Source organism: Clostridium autoethanogenum DSM 10061 (genome assembly GCF_001484725.1).
Lineage (GTDB): Bacteria > Bacillota > Clostridia > Clostridiales > Clostridiaceae > Clostridium_B > Clostridium_B ljungdahlii.
Genome location: NZ_CP012395.1, coordinates 2,925,022 through 2,949,251, shown reverse-complemented (window position 1 = coordinate 2,949,251; position 24,230 = coordinate 2,925,022). Strand labels below are relative to the sequence as shown.

The window sequence follows — 24,230 nt, the reverse complement described above, 5'->3', positions numbered from 1 at the left end:
TCCCATTCTTTGCTAAATTTACATTATGGTTATATATCGTATATTTATTACTGTGACTTAAAACTGCACAACAAAATATAGTATAAAAAAATAATTTTGCATATAAACTATATGCAAAATTATTTTTAACTTAAAACTTTATAATTCTTGTGTTTTTTCTAATTCATGAGTCAAATTTATGATTCTATCATTTAAAACAGGGTGAATAACATAAGGTGCAATATCTGACAATGGCTTTAAAACAAATAATCTCTCATGCATTCTTGGATGGGGAAGTATAATCTTTTCTTCTGATGTAACTAAATTATCATATAATATTACATCCAAGTCTATAGTTCTAGGTCCCCATTTTATTATTCTCTCCCTTTTTAATTTTTTCTCTACCTCTAACAAAAAATCCATTAAATCTTCGGGCTCCATTAAGGTTTTAACCTCTAGAGCACCATTTAAAAAATTATCCTGATCTAAATATCCCACAGGTTTAGTTTCATATAATTTAGATACTTTTGTTACATTATTATAAGGTGAAGAATCTATTATATCTACGGCATCTTTTATATTTTTTTCTTTATCACCTAAATTAGAACCAATTGAAATATAAGCTGTATGCCAGCGCCTATTTATTTCTACCGCTACCCACTTTAATGGCTTTCCTATAGGCGCCCAGGGCTTTTTTATTTTAACTGTCACTTTTTCTACTGCTATATATTTTTTCAATATAAAATTAGCTAGTGACTCTGCAGACTTTTCAATAAGATCATATTTTTCTCTTTTAAATTCTTCCTCTACTTCACAGCATAATTTAGCGTAATTAATAGTTTTACTCAGGTCATCACTTTTTCCTGCTTCACTTAAATTTAAAAATATTTGTAGTGATATAAGAAATCTCTGCCCCATATCTTTTTCAGCTTGATTTACGCCATGATAGGCATATACTTCTAAATCCTCTACATATATGACATCCATACAAAACATCCCCTAACTAAAACCAATTAATATTCAATACTATAGTTTTTCTTTTCATCTGGCCAATTACACTCTGAAACAGCTTTACACATAAAACAATTTCTACATGCTTTGTCACTATCATAAAATATACTTTGAAGTAAACTATCAGAATCTTTTTTTCTGTGATTACTTATCAAATCAAATATTTCTTTTTCTTCTTCATTGTCAAAGCCGCACTCATCCAAAATATCTTTTCCTAACTTAATACTAGCTAATTCATGAGGTATACCCTCTTCATATTGCTGCCATCTTCCTATATCATGCAGCAGAGCAGCTGCATATATAATTTCTTTTTTTACATGAATATTTTCTTCCAACACTTTTATATAAGTAATTCTAGCCACATCCAGTAAATGTTGAATATTGTGTTTACAATACTTTCTACTTTCTTCAAGCTTATTAATTTTAGATAAATAGGTACAAAACTTACGGTTTTTTAAAATAGCATTAACTTTTTCCAAATTCAGCACCACGCTCTATTCCATATTTATCATTCTATAAACTTCATCCCTAAGTCTAGGTTCACTTTTAAAAAGTCCCCTAGCAACTGCTGTAACAGTCTTACTTCCAGGTTTTTTTATTCCCCTCATAGTCATACACATATGCTCCGCTTCAACTACAACCATAACTCCCTTAACTTTTACATATTTCATCATTGCATCAGCAATTTGAGCAGACATTCTCTCTTGAAGTTGAAGTCTTTTTGCAAAAACTTCAACAGTTCTAGCCAGTTTACTTAATCCTACAACTTTGCCATCAGGTATATACGCTATATGTGCTTTTCCGTAAAATGGCAGAAGATGGTGCTCACACATGGAGTAAAATGTTATATCTTTTTCAAGTACAATATCATCACTATCTACAGTAAATACTTTTCTCAAATGCTTTTCAGGACTTTCATCCAATCCTTCAAATATCTCTTTATACATTCTAGCAATTCTATCAGGCGTCTCAACCAATCCTTCTCTTTCAGGATCTTCTCCTATAGCTTCAAGCATCATTTTTACTGCTTCTCTAATCTTTTTTTCATCCATGATAAATGTATATTGAGTTTAAAAAAGCTTACCCAATATTTCTCCTTCCCCTGAAACATACTTAGTTAATTAAATATCAAGATTATATCATTTAAGCTGGCATTGCACAAGTGATTTAATTCACTTAGCAGAGCTACCTTCTTATTATTGCATCTGCCATTACTGCAGCTCTTTTGTTTTCCTTTACATCATGAACCCTTACAAAATCACACTTTTTCATTATTCCTATTACTGTAGTAGCTACAGTTCCTTCTATTCTTTCATTTACCGGGAGATCTAATGCCTTTCCTACCATTGATTTTCTAGAAGTTCCTAAGAGTACTGGATATCCTAGTTCTGAAAGCCTTTCTAACTGATTCATAACAGCTAAATTTTGTTCATAATCTTTAGCAAAACCTATACCTGGATCTGTTATTATATTTTTGGGGTCAACTCCAGCTTTTAACGCTATATCTATGCTTTCCTGTAAATCATTTAATACGTCATTCATCAAATTTGTATAATTTCTATTATCTCTGTTGTGCATCAAACAGCAAGGAACTCTATAATGTGCAGCTACTTCTGCCATATAAGGGTCTCTTTTAAATCCCCAAACATCATTTATTAAGGATGCTCCTGCTTTTATAGATTCTTCTGCAACTTTTCCCTTATATGTATCTATAGAAATAGGAATGTCTACACACCTACTTAATTTGCCTATTATTGGAATAACTCTTTCTAGTTCTTCCTGCTCAGATACAGGATCATAGCTTGGTCTTGTAGATTCTCCACCTACATCTATTATATCTGCCCCTTCTTCCTCCATCTGTTTAGCATGTTTTATAGCCAGCTCTATATTGTTAAATTTTCCGCCATCAGAGAAAGAATCTGGTGTAACATTAAGTATACCCATAATGTAAGTCCTTTTTCCTATTTGAAAATCTTTTTTGCCTATTGTAATTACTTTATCCATGATATCCCCTCTTATCATTAAATTCAAAACTTTTATTGAAATCGTCTCCAACATTATAACATATTTTACTAAAAACATACATAATAGATGACTATTTAATTGACTTTAAATATGACACTTTCCTTATGTATTACCTCTTTTTACAAGCTTCAACTTTTGCATGGCAAATTTCCCTAGGTTTCACCTGACATATAATCATACCTGCAAGCATAAGGCCACATCCAAACATTGCCCTTAAACTTAAATATTCATTCAAAACTAAAAAACCTCCAATAGCTGCAAAAACTGATTCCATACTCATTATAATAGCTGCATGTGTTGGTTCAGCATTTTTTTGTGCGACAATTTGCAATGTATATGCAATTCCCACTGAAAATATACCACCATATAGAATAGGTATTGCAGCCTGTAAAACTCCACTTATTGTTATACTTTCAAATAAAATAGCTGTTATTAAACTTAAAACCGAACAAGTTATAAATTGAAAAAATGCCAGTTTGAGTGTATCAAACTTTTTAGAAAAAATATCTATTAAAATTATTTGAACCGCAAAGAAAAAGGCACTTCCAAGTTCAAGTAAATCACTGTGTGATATAAAAAAACTACTTGTAACGCATAAAAAGTATAATCCTACCACAGCAATTAAAGCTCCAATCCATGAATTCAGCCCTATATGTCGTTTTAAGAACATACCCATAATTGGAACAAATACAATGTACAATCCAGTTATAAAAGCAGCTTTTCCTGCTGTAGTTCCTATAAGGCCTACTTGTTGGAAAGAAGAAGCTAAAAACACTATTAATCCTGTAAAAAGTCCAGATAAAAATACGCTTTTAAAACTTTTATTTTTTTCTTTATTTTTATCCTTTTCTTTATAAAATATTATAAGTGGAAGTAAAGAAAAAGCACCTAGTCCAAATCTTACTCCATTAAAAGTAAACGCACCTACATAATTCATACCCACTCTTTGTGCTACAAATGCAAATCCCCATATAGCAGAGGTTATTAAAAGCAACATGCTAGATTTTAAAACACCTTTATTCATATTTCACATCCCCTTAAAAAAAATCGTCACATCAATAAGTTTTCTTTTATACGAAAAAAAAGCCTCACATATAACTTGAAGCTTTTTTAATATAAACTTTTGGTGGCCAGACCAGGAATCGAACCAGGGACACGAGGATTTTCAGTCCTCTGCTCTACCGACTGAGCTATCTGGCCAAAAAAATTACCTGGCAGCGACCTATTCTCCCACAGGGCCTCCCCTGCAGTACCATTGGCACTGTGAAGCTTAACCTTCCTGTTCGGTATGGAAAGGGGTGTTACCTTCACGTCATTACCACCAGATTTATTATCAAAAATTGCTATTTCTACTAATTTCCTTATATATTGTTTTTTTCTTCGCTACAATTTAGTATTATACTGTATTTTTAGCTAGCTGTCAATACTTAATAGCAAACTTTTAAAAAGTTCAAAGAACAAATATCAAAGTTTAAATAAGAAATTCCTCATCATCTGTTATTTTTTATTTGCTATTTGTTCTTTGATAACCTACATATTAAATATTAACTTACTTAAGATCATCAGGAAGAACCCAATATCCTTTAGAATTATGTGTCTTTATGTAATTCTTAAAATCTTGTGATTTATAAGCTTTTATTATATCCTGTGCCCATTTAGCATTTTTATTTTTTCCATCCACTGCAACAGTTATATAAAGATCATCTGAAAGTGTTTCTGAAATAAGTGCTTTCGATGCATCTATTTTTGCCATATATTCAATAGCCCCTGGAAGTACGGCATAATCTGCTTCATTCATAGAACGTGGTATTTGTGAAGAATCCATTTCAATTATTTTTATGTTATTTTTATTCTCAACTATATCTTTTTGAGTTGCAAGTGTCTTTACTACACCTGATTTTATCTTAATCCATCCTGCTTTTTCAAGTAATGCATAAGCTCTAGCTGCATTTGATGGGTCTTTAGGAATAAATACTTTATCCCCCTGCTTAACTTCACTCATTGATTTATGCTTGTTCGAAAAAATTCCTGCCCTCACTGTTGGTATTTTTATTATAGAAACAAGATTTGCCTTTTTCTCCTTATTATACGCTTTAACATAAGCATTATGTTGTGCAACGTTAAAATCAACACTTCCTTCTGTCAGGGCAACCTCAGATGAAAGAAGTTCCGAGAAATTTACCAAATTAACCTTATAACCTTCTTTTTCAAGAATAGGTTTTACGCCTGCGTTAAAAAGATCGTTGTAAGGTCCAGGAGAAACTCCCAGCTTTATCTCTTTCTTTTCGCTTGAATCACTGCTATTTTTTGATCCACATGCTGACAATCCTATTGCCGATGTAATTATAAGCAGTGATGCTATAGTAGTTTTTAAAAATTTTCTTATCATTATGTTCTCCCCCTTAAAATTTTTAATTTCTTCTTACTTTTCTAGCTATTACATTACCTATTGTCTGTATAAATTGTACAAATATTATAAGTAAAATTACCGTAATAACCATTACTTCTGTATCAAATCTTTCATATCCATAGGATATAGCTACATCTCCTATTCCTCCACCGCCTACAGTTCCTGCCATTGCAGTAGCCCCTATAAGACCTATCGTAGCAGTAGTAAGTGAAAGCACAAGTGATCCCATTGCTTCAGGAAGAAGGAAATGCCATATTATCTGAAAAGACGTAGCACCCATTGCCTCTGCAGCTTCTATAGTTCCACTATCTACTTCCAAAATAGAATTTTCCACAAGTCTTGCAATATAAGGAGTAATAAAAATAGTAAGAGGAACTAGTGCAGCACTCGTACCTATAGATGAACCTACTATAAGTTTAGTAAAAGGTACTATTGCAACCATCAAAATTATAAATGGCAAAGAACGAAATATATTTACAATAGGATTTAAAACATTATAAATATATTTATTTTCCAGTATTCCATTAGGCCTTGTTACTACCATTAATACTCCCAAAAGAGTTCCTACTACAGATCCTATTAAAAGTGGTATGAAAATCATGTACAGTGTTTGTAATATTGCAGTATAAATCTGCGATATAGTTATAGTCTGCATTTTATGCCACCTCCTCTACTAAAATATTTTTACTTTCAATATATTTAACAATTTCTTCAGCTAAAGTAGAATCACATTCGAGTTCTATTACCATATTTACCATAGGTGTGTCCTGAAGTTCTGTAACACTTGCATTAAGCACGTTTATTTCAGCATTAAATTTTTTCGTTGCCATAGATATCATAGGTGTAAGTGTTGAATTTCCCATAAATTTAAGCCTAAAGAATTTTCTATTTTGACTATTCTGTCTGTTGTTTTTAATAAGATTTAATATGCTTATTGGAATATCGTCATTAGTTACACTATGTACAAAATCTTTTGTAACTTTTTCTTTTGGATTTCCAAAAACATCTATTACTCTTCCCTTCTCTACTATCTTTCCTTTCTCCATTACAGCAACTTTGTTACAAATTTTCTGTATTACATTCATTTGATGGGTTATTAGCAAAATAGTAATATCATATTCCTTATTTACTCTTTTTAAAAGTTCGAGTATTGATTCCGTAGTTTGTGGATCTAAAGCAGATGTAGCTTCATCACATAATAGTATTTGTGGATTTGTAGCAAGTGCCCTGGCGATCCCAACTCTCTGCTTTTGTCCGCCTGATAGTTCATCTGGATAATTTTTTGCTCTATTATCCAGGCCTACAAATTTAAGAAGATCATTTACCCTATTTGATATTTCATTTTTAGGAACATGATCAAGAATTAAAGGAAGAGCTACATTTGCAAAAACAGTTTTTGAATTTAAAAGATTAAAATGTTGAAAAACCATTCCTATTTTTCTTCTAGTACTTATAAGCTGCTTTTTATTGAGTTTACTAATATCTTGCCCATTAACAAGTACACTTCCAGATGTAGGTTTTTCAAGAAAATTAACCATTCTTAAAAGCGTACTTTTTCCTGCTCCACTAAAACCTATAACTCCATATATATCTCCTTTATCTACTTTTATGCTAATTCCTTTCAAAGCCTCAATTTTCATACCGTCCCTATTAAAGGTTTTATACACATTTTTTAAGTCAATCATCTCACGGATTCCTCCTATAAAGTATTTAATCCCTTTTGCTATTTAATACTATTAAAGCTTGTTCTGCAAGATTTTTAAAATATTTTGTACTTTTTTCAAGAGCTAATTCATCTATTTTAAATTTGGGACTATGAAGAGATTCTCCTTTTCCAACTCCTATATTCACAAAAGTACCTGAAAGAATTTTTTGATAATAAGCAAAATCTTCTCCTCCCATTTTAGGAGATATAATTTTAACCTGATAACCATCTTTTTTAGCAACACTAATTGCCACTTCTGTCCAATCTTTATCATTGTTAGTTGCTGGTGGTCCTTCATACCAGTTGAAATTAGCTTTTGCCCCGTAAGCCTCAGCGATATTTTCCGAAATCATCTTTATTTTCTCAGGTATGAGCTCCCTGTCTTTCTCATTAAGTGTTCTTACAGTACCTTCAAAATATGCTTTTTCAGGTATTACATTCCAAGTATGTCCACTTTCCATATGAGTTACACTTACTATTGCAGGATTTAAAGGATGCATATTTCTACTTACAATGGTCTGAAGTGCTGTTATTATATTAGAAGCAGCAACTATTGGATCTGTTCCAAGCTCAGGGTGTGCTGCATGTGTACCCTTTCCTGTAACTTCAACTTCAAATCTATCAACAGCAGCAGTCACAGGACCTACATTTATGCCAAGCGTTCCAACATCCCAATCAGAATTGCAATGTAATCCAAATATGGCTTGTACACCATCCAGTGCACTAGTTTTTATAACTTCTTCAGCACCATGACTAGATTCTTCTGCAGGTTGAAATAAAATTCTAACATTTCCTTTAAGCTTTTTTTGATCTCTTTTTAGCAAGTAAGCCGCACCAAGTATAGTTGTCATATGAAAGTCATGACCACAAGCATGCATTTTACCTTTATTTTTCGATTTGTATGTAAGGTTTGTTTCTTCCGTAATTGGTAAAGCATCTATATCCGTTCTTATTGCAATGGTAGGTCCACCTTTCTTTCCTTTGATTTCAGCTACGAGACCTGTCTTCATTGGTAGATCCAATATATCTATATCACCTTCTCTTAGAAGTTTTGCTAATTCTTTAGTTGTATCATATTCCTCGTAAGATAACTCTGGTCTCTGATGGAAATATTCAAAAATATCTTTCATCTTTTTATTAAATTCAGTATCTTCTGAATTTTCCAAAAATTTTACATTTTGTTGTGTCATGTAGAGGCTCCTTTCTATCTTTTAAATAGACTTCTATCTTGTAATAAAAAAACGGATTCAACACCCCACTAAAGGGACGAAAAATCCGTGATTACCACCCAAATTCATATAAGCCTCACGACTTATACCTCATAAAGTACTTCAACAAACAATTGCTGATAATACCCTGTCACTATAACGTATGATAACGTAAAAACCTACATATCGGCCTTTAAGCTCCAAGTGCACGTTCAGAAAATCTTTCATATCCTCTCTCACCATACAGGACTCTCTTTAATGATTTAATTAACTTACTTCTCTCTTCATAGCCATCATTTAACTGACGAAAATTGTTACTATCAATTTTCATATATATTAACTTTTAAGAGTTGAAATTACTCTGTCCTCTCAAAATTGCACAGTAAACTTTTTTTCTTTCGTTTTTATTTGGTCAAGCCCTCGACCTATTAGTATCAGTCAGCTTAACAGGTTGCCCTGCTTACACCTCTGACCTATCTCCTCGTGTTCTTCGAGGGGTCTTACTAGCTTACGCTATGGGAAATCTTATCTTGAGGTGGGCTTCACACTTAGATGCTTTCAGCGTTTATCCCTTCCCAACTTGGCTACCCAGCTATGCTCCTGGCGGAACAACTGGTTCACCAGCGGTCGGTCCATCCCGGTCCTCTCGTACTAAGGACAGCTCCTCTCAAATTTCCTGCGCCCGCGACGGATAGGGACCGAACTGTCTCACGACGTTCTGAACCCAGCTCGCGTGCCGCTTTAATGGGCGAACAGCCCAACCCTTGGGACCTACTTCAGCCCCAGGATGCGACGAGCCGACATCGAGGTGCCAAACCTCCCCGTCGATGTGAACTCTTGGGGGAGATCAGCCTGTTATCCCCGAGGTAGCTTTTATCCGTTGAGCGATGGCCCTCCCACGAGGTACCACCGGATCACTAAGCCCGACTTTCGTCCCTGCTCCACCTGTTTGTGTCGCAGTCAAGCTCCCTTCTGCCTTTGCACTCTTCGAAGAATTTCTAACCCTTCTGAGGGAACCTTTGTACGCCTCCGTTACTTTTTAGGAGGCGACCGCCCCAGTCAAACTGCCCGCCTAACATTGTCCCGTCTCCAGTTTCATGGAGCCCGGTTAGAATTCCAGTACTATCAGGGTGGTATCCCAACATCGACTCGGTAATGGCTGGCGCCACTACTTCCTAGTCTCCCACCTATCCTGTACAGACAATACCGAAATTCAGTGCTAAACTGCAGTAAAGCTCTACGGGGTCTTTCCGTCCAATCGCGGGTAGCAAGCATCTTCACTTGCACTTCAATTTCGCCGGATTTGTTGTCGAGACAGTGCTCAAATCATTACGCCATTCGTGCGGGTCGGAACTTACCCGACAAGGAATTTCGCTACCTTAGGACCGTTATAGTTACGGCCGCCGTTTACTGGGGCTTAAGTTCTGACCTTCGCTTGCGCTAAGTCTTCCCCTTAACCTTCCAGCACCGGGCAGGCGTCAGCTCCTATACTTCAGCTTTCGCTTTAGCAGAAACCTGTGTTTTTGATAAACAGTTGCTTGAGCCTTTTCTCTGCGGCCACTTGCGTGGCTCCCCTTCTCCCTAAGTTACGGGGTTAATTTGCCTAGTTCCTTAACAACAATTCTTCCGATGGTCTTAGGATCCTCTCCTCACCTACCTGTGTCGGTTTGCGGTACGGGCACATAAAAACTCCATAGAGACTTTTCTCGGCAGCGTGAAATCAGGTACTTCCCCTTGCGGGTTCCCCATAACACCTCATCATTGATATACCGGATTTTCCTGGTATACCTGACTCGATGCTTAGACATACATCCATTTGTATGCACACCTTATCCTCCTGCGTCATCCCTTTTGTCAAACGCTTTTATGCGGTATCGGAATTTCAACCGATTGTCCATCACCTACGCCTTTCGGCCTCGGCTTAGGTCCCGACTTACCCTGGGCGGACGAACCTTCCCCAGGAAACCTTAGGTTTTCGACCAATAAGATTCTCACTTATTTCTCGCTACTTATGCCAGCATTCTCTCTCCTGTACAATCCACCGTTCCTTCCGGTACGACTTCTACTCATACAGGATGCTCCTCTACCACTCTTTCGAGTCCACAGCTTCGGTGGTAAGTTTTAGCCCCGGACATTTTCGGCGCATGATCTCTTGACTAGTGAGCTATTACGCACTCTTTAAATGAGTGGCTGCTTCTGAGCCAACATCCTAGTTGTCTTAGAAATCACACATCCTTTCCCACTTAACTTACACTTTGGGACCTTAGCTGGTGGTCTGGGCTGTTTCCCTTTTGACCACGGATCTTATCATTCGCAGTCTGACTGCCGGAATTCAAGTATATGGCATTCGGAGTTTGATAAGGTTCAGTAACTGTTGTCAGCCCCTACCCCATTCAGTGCTCTACCTCCATTACTCATTTCCGACGCTAGCCCTAAAGCTATTTCGAGGAGAACCAGCTATCTCCGAGTTCGATTGGAATTTCTCCGCTATCCACAGCTCATCCCATGGTTTTTCAACACCAACGTGGTTCGGTCCTCCACGGAATTTTACTTCCGCTTCAACCTGGCCATGGATAGGTCACTCGGTTTCGGGTCTACAACATACAACTTTTCGCCCTTTTCAGACTCGGTTTCCCTCCGGCTCCGTACCTTAAGTACTTAACCTTGCTGCATATCGTAACTCGCTGGCTCGTTCTACAAAAAGCACGCCGTCGTACTTTACGTACTTCGACTGTTTGTGGACACACGGTTTCAGGTTCTATTTCACTCCCCTCCCGGGGTTCTTTTCACCTTTCCCTCACGGTACTCCTTCTCTATCGGTCACCAGGTAGTATTTAGCCTTGGGAGGTGGTCCTCCCTGTTTCCCACAAGGTTTCTCGTGTCTCGTGGTACTCTGGATTAGATCTGACTGCTCTTTGTTTTCATTTACAGGGCTTTTACCTTCTACGGCGGAGCCTTCCAGCTCTCTTCAATTAACACTTCACAGTTTTTATGATCTATCCGCAACCCCAGGAACAAGTTCCTGGTTTGGGCTCTTTCCCTTTCGCTCGCCGCTACTTAGGAAATCGATGTTTCTTTCTCTTCCTCCGGGTACTTAGATGTTTCAGTTCCCCGGGTTTGCCTCTACAAACCTATGTATTCAGTTTGCAGTACCTAGCGTTGTCTAGGTGGGTTTCCCCATTCGGATATCTCTGGTTCTCTGGCTATTTGCGCCTACCCAGAGCTTTTCGCAGCTTATCGCGTCCTTCTTAGGCTCCTGGTGCCAAGGCATCCTCCATGCGCCCTTTGTAGCTTGACCTTTCATTATCGAAAATTGCTATTAACTTCGCAATACTTCGTCAAAACTTTCATTCCGGTGCTCATTTACACTAGTAAACTCCGCTCCTCATTCAAGTTTTTCCTTGTCTTGCTCGTTACTATCAATTTTCTTTGCATCATCTTAAATGTTTAAAATGATACATAAATTGTATTTCAACAATGAAATACATCTACTACAAAGGTTATATTATAACCTTAGCTTTACTTTATTTCTTATTTACTGTGCAATTTTCAAAGGACAATTTTTCAATTTACATTATAAATTGAAAATGGTTTTCTAATGAAAACCTTTGGTGGGCTTAAATGGACTCGAACCATCGACCTCACGCTTATCAGGCGTGCGCTCTAACCAGCTGAGCTATAAGCCCTAAATGGTGGAGATAAAGAGATTCGAACTCTTGACCCTCTGCGTGCAAGGCAGATGCTCTCCCAGCTGAGCTATACCCCCAAAATACTTTTATTCTATTTTTAAAAAATTGCTATTAACTTCACAATACTTCGTCAAAACTTTCATTCCGGTGCTCATTTACACTAGTAAACTCCGCTCCTCATTCAAGTTTTTCCTTGTCTTGCTCGTTACTATCAATTTTTATCATCATCATACCACTTAAATTCAAAAGTGATACTGTGAAGAATCTATCTGATCCTTCAAAATTAAACAGAGTAGATTTTCTAACTTACTTAAACCATCAATTTATAAGATAGATTATACTCTATCTTTCGACTCCCTAGAAAGGAGGTGATCCAGCCGCAGGTTCTCCTACGGCTACCTTGTTACGACTTCACCCCAATTACTAACCCCACCTTCGGCCGCGTCCTCCTAAGTTAGACTACGGACTTCGGGTGTTGCCAGCTCTCATGGTGTGACGGGCGGTGTGTACAAGGCCCGGGAACGTATTCACCGCGACATTCTGATTCGCGATTACTAGCAACTCCAACTTCATGTAGGCGAGTTTCAGCCTGCAATCCGAACTGGGGGCAGTTTTTGAGGTTTGCTCCACCTTGCGGTCTTGCTTCTCTCTGTACTGCCCATTGTAGCACGTGTGTTGCCCTGGACATAAGGGGCATGATGATTTGACGTCATCCCCACCTTCCTCCGCGTTAACCGCGGCAGTCTTGCTAGAGTGCTCAACTAAATGTTAGCAACTAACAACAGGGGTTGCGCTCGTTGCAGGACTTAACCTAACATCTCACGACACGAGCTGACGACAACCATGCACCACCTGTATCCCTGCCCCGAAGGGCTTCTCTTATCTCTAAGATATTCAGGGTATGTCAAGTCCAGGTAAGGTTCTTCGCGTTGCTTCGAATTAAACCACATGCTCCGCTGCTTGTGCGGGCCCCCGTCAATTCCTTTGAGTTTTAATCTTGCGATCGTACTTCCCAGGCGGAGTACTTATTGTGTTTACTGCGGCACAGAAGGGGTCGATACCTCCTACACCTAGTACTCATCGTTTACGGCGTGGACTACCAGGGTATCTAATCCTGTTTGCTACCCACGCTTTCGTGCCTCAGCGTCAGTTACGGTCCAGAGAATCGCCTTCGCCACTGGTGTTCTTCCTAATCTCTACGCATTTCACCGCTACACTAGGAATTCCATTCTCCTCTCCCGCACTCTAGATATCCAGTTTGAAATGCAGTGCCCGGGTTAAGCCCGGGTATTTCACATCTCACTTAAATATCCGCCTACGCACTCTTTACGCCCAGTAATTCCGGACAACGCTCGCCACCTACGTATTACCGCGGCTGCTGGCACGTAGTTAGCCGTGGCTTCCTCCTTGGGTACCGTCATTATCGTCCCCAAAGACAGAGCTTTACAATCCGAAAACCTTCTTCACTCACGCGGCGTTGCTGCATCAGGCTTCCGCCCATTGTGCAATATTCCCCACTGCTGCCTCCCGTAGGAGTCTGGACCGTCTCTCAGTTCCAATGTGGCCGATCACCCTCTCAGGTCGGCTACGCATCGTCGCCTTGGTAGGCCGTTACCCTACCAACTAGCTAATGCGCCGCGGGTCCATCTCAAAGCGGATTACTCCTTTAAATCAATCTCCATGTGAAAACTGATTATTATGCGGTATTAATCTCCCTTTCGGGAGGCTATCCCCCTCTTTGAGGTAGGTTACCCACGTGTTACTCACCCGTCCGCCGCTAATCCACTCCCGAAGGAGCTTCATCGCTCGACTTGCATGTGTTAAGCACGCCGCCAGCGTTCGTCCTGAGCCAGGATCAAACTCTTAATTTAAAAGTTTATATGGCTCTATAGAAAATTGATATTAACTTCGCCCAGCTTCGTCAAATACTTCACTCCGGTGCTCAATTACGTTAGTAAGTTCCGCTCCTCGTTCAGCATTTTCCTCGCTGTACTCGTTACTATCAATTTTAGTATATTACTAAATGTAATACACCAAATTACGAAATTACTTTTTTAGCTGCTTTCGCAGCTCAAAAGAATTGCTGGTTTATTCTAAATAAGTTGTACTTATATCTTCCTCTGTTTAATTTTCAAGGATCATTTTGACGCCTCATCTCGACGACTTTTTTAGTTTATCATGTATTTCTAACTCTGTCAATACTATTTTAAAATATAAATTCATAATTTAAAAAATATATTCTAACTATAATTAGTATCTGACAATTAGCAATAATGGACAATCAATAAAGATTTTTCTGATAACACAGAAAAATCTTTATTGATTGTCCATTATAAATTATAAATAGTGACTCATTTATATGTATGGATTGAGTCAAGCCTTACATCTTCTTACATAGCATTAAATATTTATAACTTTAGCGAAATACAATATAAGTATTATTGCTCCTATAAATATTCTATATACAGCAAAAACTCTCATTGGTTTTCTCTTTAAAAAATTTATAAACTTTTCTACTACAACTAACGCTACTATAAATGAAACTATAAATCCAACTGCCAGAGCAATAATTTGAGAAATATTCATAGATACATTTACTTTTATAAGTGACCATCCTGATGCTGCTATCATAGTAGGTATAGCAAGGAAAAAGGAAAACTCTGCTGCAGCTACATTTGTAAGTCCGCTTACCCATCCACCCATTATTGTGGACGCAGATCTAGACATTCCTGGCCAAAGTGAAAGGCATTGAAAACATCCTATCTTAAATGCTTGTACGAGGTTTACATTTTCAATTGTATTTGTACTATTTCCTTTCCTGTACTTGTTCTCCATATATATCATAAGGAAACCACCAAATACTAGTGCACAGGCAACAGTAACTGGATTAAATAATTTACTCTTAATTAAATCATTAAAACGCAATCCTAAAACAGCAGCAGGTATAAAAGCAACTAAAATAGTAAGCCAAAGTTTAAATCCCCATTTGCCCGGTTTAAGATTTTTAAGCGAATTAAAAATCTTATCCCAATAAAGTACTACTATAGCAAGTATGGCACCTAGCTGAATTACTACTTCAAACATATCTATATAAGCACCATTATATGTTGGTGCTTTGAAGTTTATCAGATTTCCTACTATTATCATATGACCTGTTGAAGATATTGGCAAGAACTCTGTTATTCCCTCGACTACTCCAATAGCAGCAGCTTTAATAATAAATAATAATTCCATTAACTTCACTCCCTATTAAATTTATAAACAAGTATTATTATACTATTACTGTAAGCTTTTTCACAGCATATATATTATTAATAATTTGTTACATAAGTAAAATTATCTTTTATTTCATATATGAATAAAGGATTTAGTGATGAAAATAAAATCAACTCATCACTAAATCCTATTTTTCCATATAAATTTCACTTAGATTATCTATAATAAATAGTTTAAGCTTCAGGTCCAGCTTTTGCTATATCTTCGGAAACATCTTTAAACTTCTCAAAGTTTTTACTAAACTTCAGCGCCAGCTTTCTCGCTGTCTCATCATATGCTTCTTTATCTTCCCATATATTTCTAGGATTTAATATTTCATCAGGTACACCTGGACATCTTTTAGGCATCATTACTTTAAATACAGGATGTTCCACAAATTCAACATCCTTGAACTTCCCTTTCAAAGCTTCTCTAATCATAGCCCTTGTATAGGAAAGTTTTATTCTATCTCCATTTCCATATCCTCCAGATAGCCATCCAGTATTCACTAAATATACCTGAGTGTTATACTTGTCTATTCTTTCGCCTAACAATTTTGCATAGACAGCAGGATTCATTAACATAAACGGTTCACCAAAGCAAGAGGAAAAAGTAGCTTGAGGTTCAATTATTCCTCTTTCAGTTCCAGCTATCTTGCTAGTATATCCAGACATAAAGTGATACATTGCTGCTTCTTTAGAAAGCCTTGATATAGGTGGCATTACACCAAAAGCATCTGCGGTTAAAAATATTATAGTCTCTGGATTTCCTCCTACACCACTTTCTTCTATATTATCTATATAATTTATAGGATATGCTGCCCTTGTATTTTCAGTATATCTAGCATCATTATAATCAGGTACTCTATTCCCATCTGCCACTACATTTTCAACTACAGTTCCAAATTTTATGGCATTGTATATCTGACTTTCCTTTTCCTTATCAAGTCTTATAGTTTTAGCATAACATCCACCCTCAAAATTAAATACACCTTCATTAGACCATCCATGTTCGTCATCACCAATCAGTCTTCTTTCACCATCTGCTGATAAAGTAGTTTTTCCTGTTCCTGACAATCCAAAAAATAAGCAAGTTTTATTATCTTGTCCTATATTAGCAGAACAGTGCATAGGCATGACTCCTTTTTGTGGAAGCAAGAAGTTCATTACTGAAAATACTGATTTTTTTATTTCTCCCGAGTAACTGGTTCCACCTATTAATATAATTTTTTTATCGAAATTTACTAAAATAAAGGCATCTGAATTTAAACCGTCTTCTTTGCCCTTAGCCTTAAATCCAGGTGCCGATATAATATTAAATTCAGGAGTAAAACACTTTAAATCCTCCTCCGTTGGTCTTCTAAACAATTGATTTGCAAACAACGCCTGGGATGCCCTTTCGCATATTACTCTTATAGGAAGGGTATATTTTTTTAAAGCTCCAACAAATCCATCAAACACAAAAATATCTTTATCACTTATATAATTTAAAATCTTATCATACATTTTATTAAAAATATCTTCTTCTATAGAAAGATTTACATTTCCCCAGTTTATTTTGTTCCTAATGCTTTCTTGATTAACTATAAATCTATCTTTAGGAGATCTTCCTGTGTACTTTCCAGTATTAATCATAAGAGCTCCCTTATTTGATAAAAATCCTTCTCCTCTTTTAATTGAAAATTCCGTTAATTCTGATGGTGATAAATTTTTATACATATTTCTATATTTATTAATATTTAAATATGATAAGTCAATATTCATGATGTTTCCCCCTAAATTAGTTTATATTTATATATTACACCATTTATAGAAAAATGCAATAAAAAAATTATTTTAAATTTAATTATAAAGTATTTTATATATTTATACCTGTAATACTACACTATATACTTTGTGTATTTTTATATGTACTACATTAATTCTATGTATTTTTGAATATGAGCTATACTTTTTATTTATAAGTTAGGTCTATAATGAATTTTATCTTATTTAAACTTGCAAAACTACTTGATAAATTACTTCCATATTATAACTTATTTAACTATGCCCTTATATTATAATTTTAACAGTCTTATATATATACATTTATAAATCATACATTACTGTGGATGTTTATTTCCAAATTCTATTATTCAGCTTAAGAAATACAGTAAATTTACAACTTTTTAATGTAAAAATTATAATATTGTATTATAATATTAAGAGTTATTTACTTGCTCGTGTATTTGTTGTGTACTATAATAGACTTCAATCTTAAATTTAGGGCCTATAGACTTATGACAAACAATATGTAAAGTAAATAAACAAATGCTTTACTTAAGTTGAAGGTGGTGTTAAAAATTAACATAAAATCTTTTTTTAGTATTATTATTTCCAAGATCGTAATAAAATTATCAAAATTTTTATTTAAAGGAGGAAGTAATTTTCCTGGAAAAGTTGCTTTAAAATTAGATAAGAATATTCTTAAAACCATATGTAAGGATTATAAAATTATACTTATAACAGGTACAAATGGTAAAACTACAACTACAAGTATGGTCTACAACATGCTAAAGGATGGGAAAAAACGTGTAATTACAAACAATACAGGTGCAAATATGCTGACAGGTATAGTTTCATGTTTTATAGAAAATTATTCGTTTAAAAAATGTAGTGAGACAAACTATGCAGTTATAGAATGTGATGAAGCAAATGTTCCTTTATTTACAGATTATATAACTCCAGAAATTATAACTGTAACAAACTTATTTAGAGATCAACTTGACAGATATGGAGAAGTTTACACTACATTAAACAAAATTCTAAAAGGTATCAAAAAAGTACCTCTTTCAAATTTAATACTTAACGGAGACGAATCTCTTCTTGGAGATCTAAATTTACCAAACAGAACTATTTATTATGGATTTAATTGTTCTCCAACAAATATAAAAAAAGTAGATACTAATGCAGACGCTAAGTTCTGCAAAAAATGCAAAAATCCTTACAAATATAATTTTCTTACATATAATCATTTGGGCGATTACTACTGTGAAAAATGTGGTTATAAAAGACCTGAATTGGATTATACTTTAGATGAAATAAAAGAGCAGACTCCAGATGGATCATTAGTAATAATTAATGAAAAGGAATATTATATAAATCAACCAGGTACATATAATATGTATAATGCCCTATGTGCTTATTCTATAGCAATGGTTTGTGGAATATCTACTTCCTGTATATATGATTCTCTAAAAAAACAAAAGAGCAGTTTTGGAAGACAGGAAGTCATAAATATAGAAGGTAAAGAAGTTAAAATAATCTTAGTAAAAAATCCTGCTGGTTATGATCAAGCTATAAATACTTTAAGCCTTGACAACAGGACCTTTAACCTAGCTGTACTTCTAAATGACAATTATGCAGATGGAAGAGATGTATCTTGGATATGGGACGTGAATTTTGAAAAGCTGTCTTCACTGGATATAGATAAAATAATGATTTCAGGTATAAGACTTTATGACATGGCCGTAAGATTAAAAGTAGCAGGATTACCCCAAGACAACTTTATAATTTGTAAGCACTATGAAAATCTAATTGATGAAGTAAAAAGTTGTAAGTCAAATACAGTATATGTATTAGCCACTTATACTGCTATGATAACTTTCAGGAAATTTCTCAATTTCAAGGGATATATCAAAAAGCTGTGGTAAAATATTAGAGAAATAGGGAGTGTATCTAAAATGGAATTAAACATATGTCACTTATATCCTGATTTATTAAATGTATATGGAGATTTAGGAAATATACTCATATTAAAATATAGGGCACAGCAGCGGGGTATAGATATAAATGTATTTAACATATCTCTTGGAGATCCCTTTGACAGCTCTAAATATGACATAACTCTTTTTGGTGGTGGCCAGGACTATGAGCAGTCTATAGTATCAGAGGACCTTGTCAAAAATAAAAGAGAAGGTATCGTAAGTTACATTGAAGATGGTAAAGTATTTTTATCAATTTGTGGAGGCTATCAACTTCTTGGAAAGTACTATTCTACACCTGATGGCCAAAAACTGCCAGGTCTTGATGTACTTAATATATATACAGAGGGCGGCAGCAATAGATTTATAGGAAATACAGTTATATATAACGAAAAGTTTAAAGAAACTTATGTGGGCTTTGAAAATCATTCTGGTAGAACTTACATAGGAGATTTAGAACCTCTTGGAAAAGTAATTGTAGGTTATGGTAATAATGGAGAAGATGGATACGAAGGCTGCATATACAAAAATTGCTTTTGTACTTATTTTCACGGTTCTCTCCTTTCTAAAAATCCTGAATTAGCAGATAGATTTATATCTACAGCTATTTCTAAAAAATATGGTGATACAAAACTTGACCCTCTAGATGATACCTTAGAATTAAATGCTAAAAAATTTATAATAGAAAGAGAAACCAAAACTAAATCTAATTAATTTACATCTTTATGTAGAATTTCTAGGTTGAAAGTTTACTTATACCAGCCATATACTAACAAATTTCATCACACTAAAAACTTTTTATAAGTCTAAAGCTCGGCATTTTGAAAATCTAAAGAAGCTTATATAAACTCGTACCTCAAACATATATAAGCTTCTAAGATTTTCTAAAATACCTCACTAAGACTTATAAAAAAAGTTTTTAAGTGTGATTTCAATTTTGTTAGTATATTTTATGTATAAGTTAAGATTTCAATTAGAATCATTCATATATAGGTATTTAACGTTACAATTAAACCTACCCAAATTGCCAACTTAATTTAAACGATAAAATTATAAATTCAACTAAGATTTATCTGATGGCTACCTACTGTAACACTTCCACTTCTACCAAAGTTGGATATATTAGAACTCTTGAGCTTCAGCGATTTAGAATTCTTATGCTGTGCATAACAATAGCTACGCCCCTAGATAATTCATCTAAACTTAGTGGGAGAAACCAAACTCCCACTAAGTAAGATTCATTGATAATTAGCAATTTTGAGTAATTATAGATTTAGATTTAAACTTTACGATCTATATACGAGTTTTCTAACTTAAAAATAAAACTTATATGCAGAAATATTTTACAATAAACAAACACATTTAAATATTTTGTATATAAGTCTTAGTAGAAAATTTTTCAAAAAACTTAGGTCTTTTGAATTGTTCGAGGTACGAGTTTTCAAAAGGCCTTAGTTTTTATAAATTTTCTTCTTAGACTTATCAAAATATTTAACCGTGTTTGTGGTTGTAAAAATATTCGGAGTATAAGTTTTATTTTTCGTTTAAAAACTCTCTATAATTTTAGTCATCTATTAATGATTCCTTTATCTGTCATTCTAAACTCCTCTTCTAAAGTTATACCATCAAAAGTTCTAAAAGCAAAGCCTTCTTTTTTTAAATAACTTATAATGTCTGGCAGTGCTTCTACTGTAGAAGTTTTATAGTAAGAATCATGCATTAAAACTACTGCAATTTTTTTATTCTTGCATCCATCTATTACATTTTGTTTTATAATATCTTTGGACACAAAACGTTTATCTGCATCCCCTGAAACCACGTTCCAATCTACATACTTCATTCCGTTTCCCTTTAAAGTCTTCTTTATAATATTTAAATTGCTTACACTTGCTACTAAGTTATCTGACCCACCTGGAAGCCTCACAAATACTATAGAATCTTTTCCCGTTATATTCTTTATTATATTTTTACAAACTCGAAAATCCTCTAAGTATGCATCCAAACTGCTGTACATCTCTTTATAATTATGAGAATATGTATGTACTCCTATACTCATACCGCTGTCACTTAGCTGCTTTAATATAGAAGGATTTTCTTTTGCCTTTTCACCTACTATAAAAAAAGTAGCTTTTACTCCATTTTGTTGTAATATATTTAATATCTTTGTAGTGTTATTTACAGAAGGACCATCATCAAAAGTTAAGAATACTTCTTTAGAATACGTTGGTGCATTATCTTTAGCTAAAACAATATTCTTTCTCTCTTCCGCAAAATTATATTTTACACAATCCCATTTACATATTAAGCTTATACAAGCAATTACAAATAAATAGATAAAAATACCATATATGATTGAATAGACAGGTTTTTTCATAAAAAACACCCTCTTTTTTAACGTTCTATCATATATGGTAACCTTTATTTTAATAAATAATTATAGTTTTTCTATTTTAAACTTATCATTTTCATAATCTACTCTTACCTTGCAGCCTGTATATATATCTCCATTAATTATCTTCTTTGCAATAGATGTTTCCAGAATGTTTTCTATATATCTTTTTAAAGGCCTTGCTCCATAAACAGGATCATAACCTTCTTCTGCCATAACTTCTTTTGCTTTTGGGGTTATTTGTATGGATATATTTTTCTCCTTAAGCCTATTTTCTATATCCTTTAGGAATATATCTATTATGAATTTAATTTCTTCTGTGTTTAGGGGCTTAAACATTATTATATCATCTAGTCTATTTAAAAATTCAGGTTTAAACTTAAATTTCATGTCACTCATTACTTTGTCTCTTACATCTTTATCTATTCCATTACTGCTTTTGTTCTGTAATAAATAACTGCTTCCTATGTTAGAAGTCATAATTATAATAGAATTTTTAAAATCAACTACCTTACCCTGATTGTCAGTAAGCCTTCCATCATCTAATATTTGAAGGAATATATTAAACACATCTTCATGAGCCTTTTCTATTTCATCAAATAATATTACACTATATGGTTTTCTTCTCACTGCCTCCGTAAGCTGACCTCCTTCGTCATATCCTACATATCCTGGAGGAGCTCCTATAAGTCTCGAAACAGAATACTTTTCCATATACTCTGACATATCTATTCTTATTATATTTTCTTCACTATCAAACAGTGTCCTTGCTAAAGTTTTTGCAAGTTCAGTTTTACCTACACCCGTAGGTCCTAAAAATATAAAAGAACCTATTGGCCTTTTAGGATCTTTCATACCCGCTCTTGCTCTAAGTACCGCATTTGAAACTGCTGTAACTGCTTCCTTCTGACCTATAACTCTCTTTGCAAGTTCATCTTCTAATTTTACTAATTTCTGTCTTTCCCCTTCTACTAATTTTGAAACAGGTATTCCAGTCCATTTAGATACTATCTGAGAAATTTCTTGTTCTGTAACTTCTTCTTTTAACATTGCAGCTTCATTGTTTTCTTTAATAGATTGCTCTTTTTCATCTATAGTACTTTCCAGTTTTGGAATAACACCATATTTTAATTCTGCAATTTTATTTAAATCATATTCTCTCTCTGCTTTTTCAATTTGTCCTCTTGCCTCATCCAGCTGTTTCTTTAAATTTCTAACCTCAGTTATATTTGCCTTTTCCTTTTCATACTTAGCAGTCATCTCATTATCTCTATCTTTAAGATTGCTAAGTTCCTTTTCTACTGCTTTAAGTCTTTCCATTGAAGCAGTGTCTTTTTCTTTGGAAAGCGCCTCTTTTTCAATCTCAAGCTGAAATATTTTTCTTTTAACATTATCCATTTCAGTTGGCATGCTGTCAATTTCAGTTCTTATCATAGCACAAGCTTCATCAATTAAATCTATAGCCTTATCTGGAAGGTATCTATCTGTTATATATCTATCTGACAGCTTTGCGGCAGCCACAATAGCAGAATCATGAATTCTTATACCATGATATATTTCAAACTTTTCCTTAAGCCCCCTAAGTATAGAGATAGAATCCTCTACAGTAGGTTCATCTATAACCACCGGTTGAAATCTTCTCTCTAAAGCCTTATCTTTTTCTATATATTTTCTATATTCATCAAAAGTAGTTGCCCCTATGCAGTGCAATTCACCTCTTGCTAGCATTGGTTTTATTAAATTTCCAGCATCCATAGAACCTTCTGTTTTTCCAGCTCCAACTATGGTGTGAATTTCATCTATAAAAAGCACTATTTTTCCTTCGCTTTTCTGTACTTCTTTTAATACGGCCTTTAATCTTTCTTCAAATTCTCCTCTAAATTTGGCACCAGCAATTAATGCTCCCATATCTAGTGAAAATATTATCTTATTTTTTAAGCCTTCTGGTATATCTCCTCTTACAATTCTCTCTGCCAAACCTTCAATTATAGCAGTTTTTCCTACCCCTGGATCACCTATTAGTACAGGATTGTTTTTAGTTCTTCTTGAAAGTATTCTAACAACTCTTCTTATTTCTTCATCTCTACCTATAACCGGATCAAGTTTATGTTTTTTTGCCTCTTCCACAAGATTTCTCCCATACTTTGCAAGTGCCTCATAAGTTCCCTCTGGATCCTGAGTTTCAACTCTTTGATTTCCCCTTACTTGAGACAAGGCTTCTAAAAATGCATCCTTTGTAATATCAAATTTCTTAAGTATACCGTCTACGTCAGAAGAGTGAACTTCCATGATACCAAGCATTACGTGCTCTACACTTATATATGAATCTTTGAATTTTTGAGCTATCTTTTCTGCTTGCAAAAAAACATCTTCAAATCTTCTAGTTGCATAGACGGAGGAACTTTGTGCTCCTTCTCCCAGCACTTTAGGCATCTTGTCTAATACATCTTTAGTTTCCTTTACCAGAGATTTTAAATTTACAGACATCTTTCCAAATATATTTGGAATAAGTCCATCTTGCTCAAACACTAAAGCTGAAAACATATGAATCACATCTACCTGTTGATGATTATATCTCACTGCTGTAAGTTGTGCTTCATTCATTGCATTTTGAACTTTTATTGTAAGTTTATCTATGTTCATAATAAAAATACGTCACGCAAAACTTAAAACAAGTTTTAACGCAGCTCCTCCTTTCTAAACCTCTTTAGATTAATTTAATTTATATGATAACTACCCGTTCTAATACTGACACTTGGAGAAGTGTGAGTATTAGAGCAGCTATGTCCCTGGATAATGAGTTCTAAGCATCAGGTA

15 protein-coding genes, 3 tRNA genes, 3 rRNA genes and 1 other annotated feature are annotated in these 24,230 nt (G+C 34.6%); of the genes, 2 read left to right on the top strand and 19 right to left on the bottom strand.

What is annotated here, in order from left to right; genetic code table 11:
* Positions 1–138 precede the first annotated feature (138 nt).
* From folK to pckA, 17 genes are all read right to left on the bottom strand, one after another.
* Positions 139–966, bottom strand: a complete 828-nt coding sequence (gene folK / locus CLAU_RS13350; protein WP_023162818.1) for a 2-amino-4-hydroxy-6-hydroxymethyldihydropteridine diphosphokinase — start codon at positions 964–966, stop codon at positions 139–141.
* A 26-nt stretch (positions 967–992) separates the two neighbouring features.
* The gene (locus CLAU_RS13345) at positions 993–1,469 is read right to left on the bottom strand and encodes an HD domain-containing protein (protein ID WP_013237312.1); all 477 of its coding nucleotides are present in this window, start codon (positions 1,467–1,469) and stop codon (positions 993–995) included.
* A 15-nt stretch (positions 1,470–1,484) separates the two neighbouring features.
* Complete coding sequence (folE, locus tag CLAU_RS13340; RefSeq protein ID WP_013237311.1) at positions 1,485–2,042, bottom strand: GTP cyclohydrolase I FolE; 558 nt, start codon at positions 2,040–2,042, stop codon at positions 1,485–1,487.
* 133 nt (positions 2,043–2,175) lie between these two features.
* The gene (folP, locus tag CLAU_RS13335) at positions 2,176–2,994 is read right to left on the bottom strand and encodes a dihydropteroate synthase (protein ID WP_013237310.1); all 819 of its coding nucleotides are present in this window, start codon (positions 2,992–2,994) and stop codon (positions 2,176–2,178) included.
* 130 nt (positions 2,995–3,124) lie between these two features.
* Complete coding sequence (locus CLAU_RS13330) at positions 3,125–4,039, bottom strand: DMT family transporter (protein ID WP_013237309.1); 915 nt, start codon at positions 4,037–4,039, stop codon at positions 3,125–3,127.
* A gap of 100 nt (positions 4,040–4,139) precedes the next feature.
* A tRNA-Phe gene (locus CLAU_RS13325) sits at positions 4,140–4,215 on the bottom strand.
* A gap of 9 nt (positions 4,216–4,224) precedes the next feature.
* Positions 4,225–4,341 (bottom strand): 5S ribosomal RNA (rrf, locus tag CLAU_RS13320).
* Positions 4,342–4,564: 223 nt separating this feature from the next.
* Complete coding sequence (locus CLAU_RS13315) at positions 4,565–5,404, bottom strand: MetQ/NlpA family ABC transporter substrate-binding protein (RefSeq protein WP_013237308.1); 840 nt, start codon at positions 5,402–5,404, stop codon at positions 4,565–4,567.
* A gap of 22 nt (positions 5,405–5,426) precedes the next feature.
* The gene (locus CLAU_RS13310; RefSeq protein WP_013237307.1) at positions 5,427–6,080 is read right to left on the bottom strand and encodes a methionine ABC transporter permease; all 654 of its coding nucleotides are present in this window, start codon (positions 6,078–6,080) and stop codon (positions 5,427–5,429) included.
* Between the two features lies 1 nt (position 6,081).
* On the bottom strand, positions 6,082–7,110 hold the full coding sequence (locus CLAU_RS13305; protein WP_023162814.1) for a methionine ABC transporter ATP-binding protein: 1,029 nt from the start codon (positions 7,108–7,110) through the stop codon (positions 6,082–6,084).
* Positions 7,111–7,135: 25 nt separating this feature from the next.
* Positions 7,136–8,320 carry an amidohydrolase gene (locus CLAU_RS13300; protein ID WP_023162813.1) on the bottom strand — a complete coding sequence of 395 codons (1,185 nt, stop codon included), beginning with the start codon at positions 8,318–8,320 and terminating at the stop codon, positions 7,136–7,138.
* Positions 8,321–8,389: 69 nt separating this feature from the next.
* Positions 8,390–8,635: a binding site (T-box leader), on the bottom strand.
* A gap of 111 nt (positions 8,636–8,746) precedes the next feature.
* Positions 8,747–11,636: ribosomal RNA gene (locus tag CLAU_RS13295) — 23S ribosomal RNA — on the bottom strand.
* Positions 11,637–11,947: 311 nt separating this feature from the next.
* Positions 11,948–12,024 (bottom strand) — tRNA-Ile (locus CLAU_RS13290).
* A 4-nt stretch (positions 12,025–12,028) separates the two neighbouring features.
* Positions 12,029–12,104 (bottom strand) — tRNA-Ala (locus CLAU_RS13285).
* A gap of 284 nt (positions 12,105–12,388) precedes the next feature.
* Positions 12,389–13,898, bottom strand: a 16S ribosomal RNA gene (locus tag CLAU_RS13280).
* Together the 16S and 23S rRNA genes with 2 tRNA genes alongside form the textbook arrangement of a ribosomal RNA operon.
* A gap of 529 nt (positions 13,899–14,427) precedes the next feature.
* On the bottom strand, positions 14,428–15,261 hold the full coding sequence (locus tag CLAU_RS13275) for an undecaprenyl-diphosphate phosphatase (RefSeq protein ID WP_013237304.1): 834 nt from the start codon (positions 15,259–15,261) through the stop codon (positions 14,428–14,430).
* A 215-nt stretch (positions 15,262–15,476) separates the two neighbouring features.
* Positions 15,477–17,045 carry a phosphoenolpyruvate carboxykinase (ATP) gene (gene pckA / locus CLAU_RS13270; protein WP_023162812.1) on the bottom strand — a complete coding sequence of 523 codons (1,569 nt, stop codon included), beginning with the start codon at positions 17,043–17,045 and terminating at the stop codon, positions 15,477–15,479.
* A gap of 569 nt (positions 17,046–17,614) precedes the next feature.
* Between pckA and CLAU_RS13265 the strand changes: the two genes are divergently transcribed.
* The gene (locus CLAU_RS13265) at positions 17,615–18,973 is read left to right on the top strand and encodes a Mur ligase family protein (protein ID WP_023162811.1); all 1,359 of its coding nucleotides are present in this window, start codon (positions 17,615–17,617) and stop codon (positions 18,971–18,973) included.
* A gap of 30 nt (positions 18,974–19,003) precedes the next feature.
* Positions 19,004–19,738, top strand: coding sequence for a type 1 glutamine amidotransferase (locus tag CLAU_RS13260; protein WP_023162810.1), 735 nt, complete (start codon positions 19,004–19,006; stop codon positions 19,736–19,738).
* 853 nt (positions 19,739–20,591) lie between these two features.
* On the opposite strand, the gene CLAU_RS13255 is transcribed toward CLAU_RS13260, so the two are convergent.
* Together CLAU_RS13255 and clpB are read right to left on the bottom strand one after the other, a co-directional pair.
* Entirely contained in the window at positions 20,592–21,398 is an 807-nt protein-coding gene (locus CLAU_RS13255; RefSeq protein WP_013237300.1) for a polysaccharide deacetylase family protein, read from the bottom strand.
* 60 nt (positions 21,399–21,458) lie between these two features.
* Positions 21,459–24,056, bottom strand: a complete 2,598-nt coding sequence (gene clpB / locus CLAU_RS13250; protein ID WP_013237299.1) for an ATP-dependent chaperone ClpB — start codon at positions 24,054–24,056, stop codon at positions 21,459–21,461.
* Positions 24,057–24,230 lie beyond the last annotated feature (174 nt).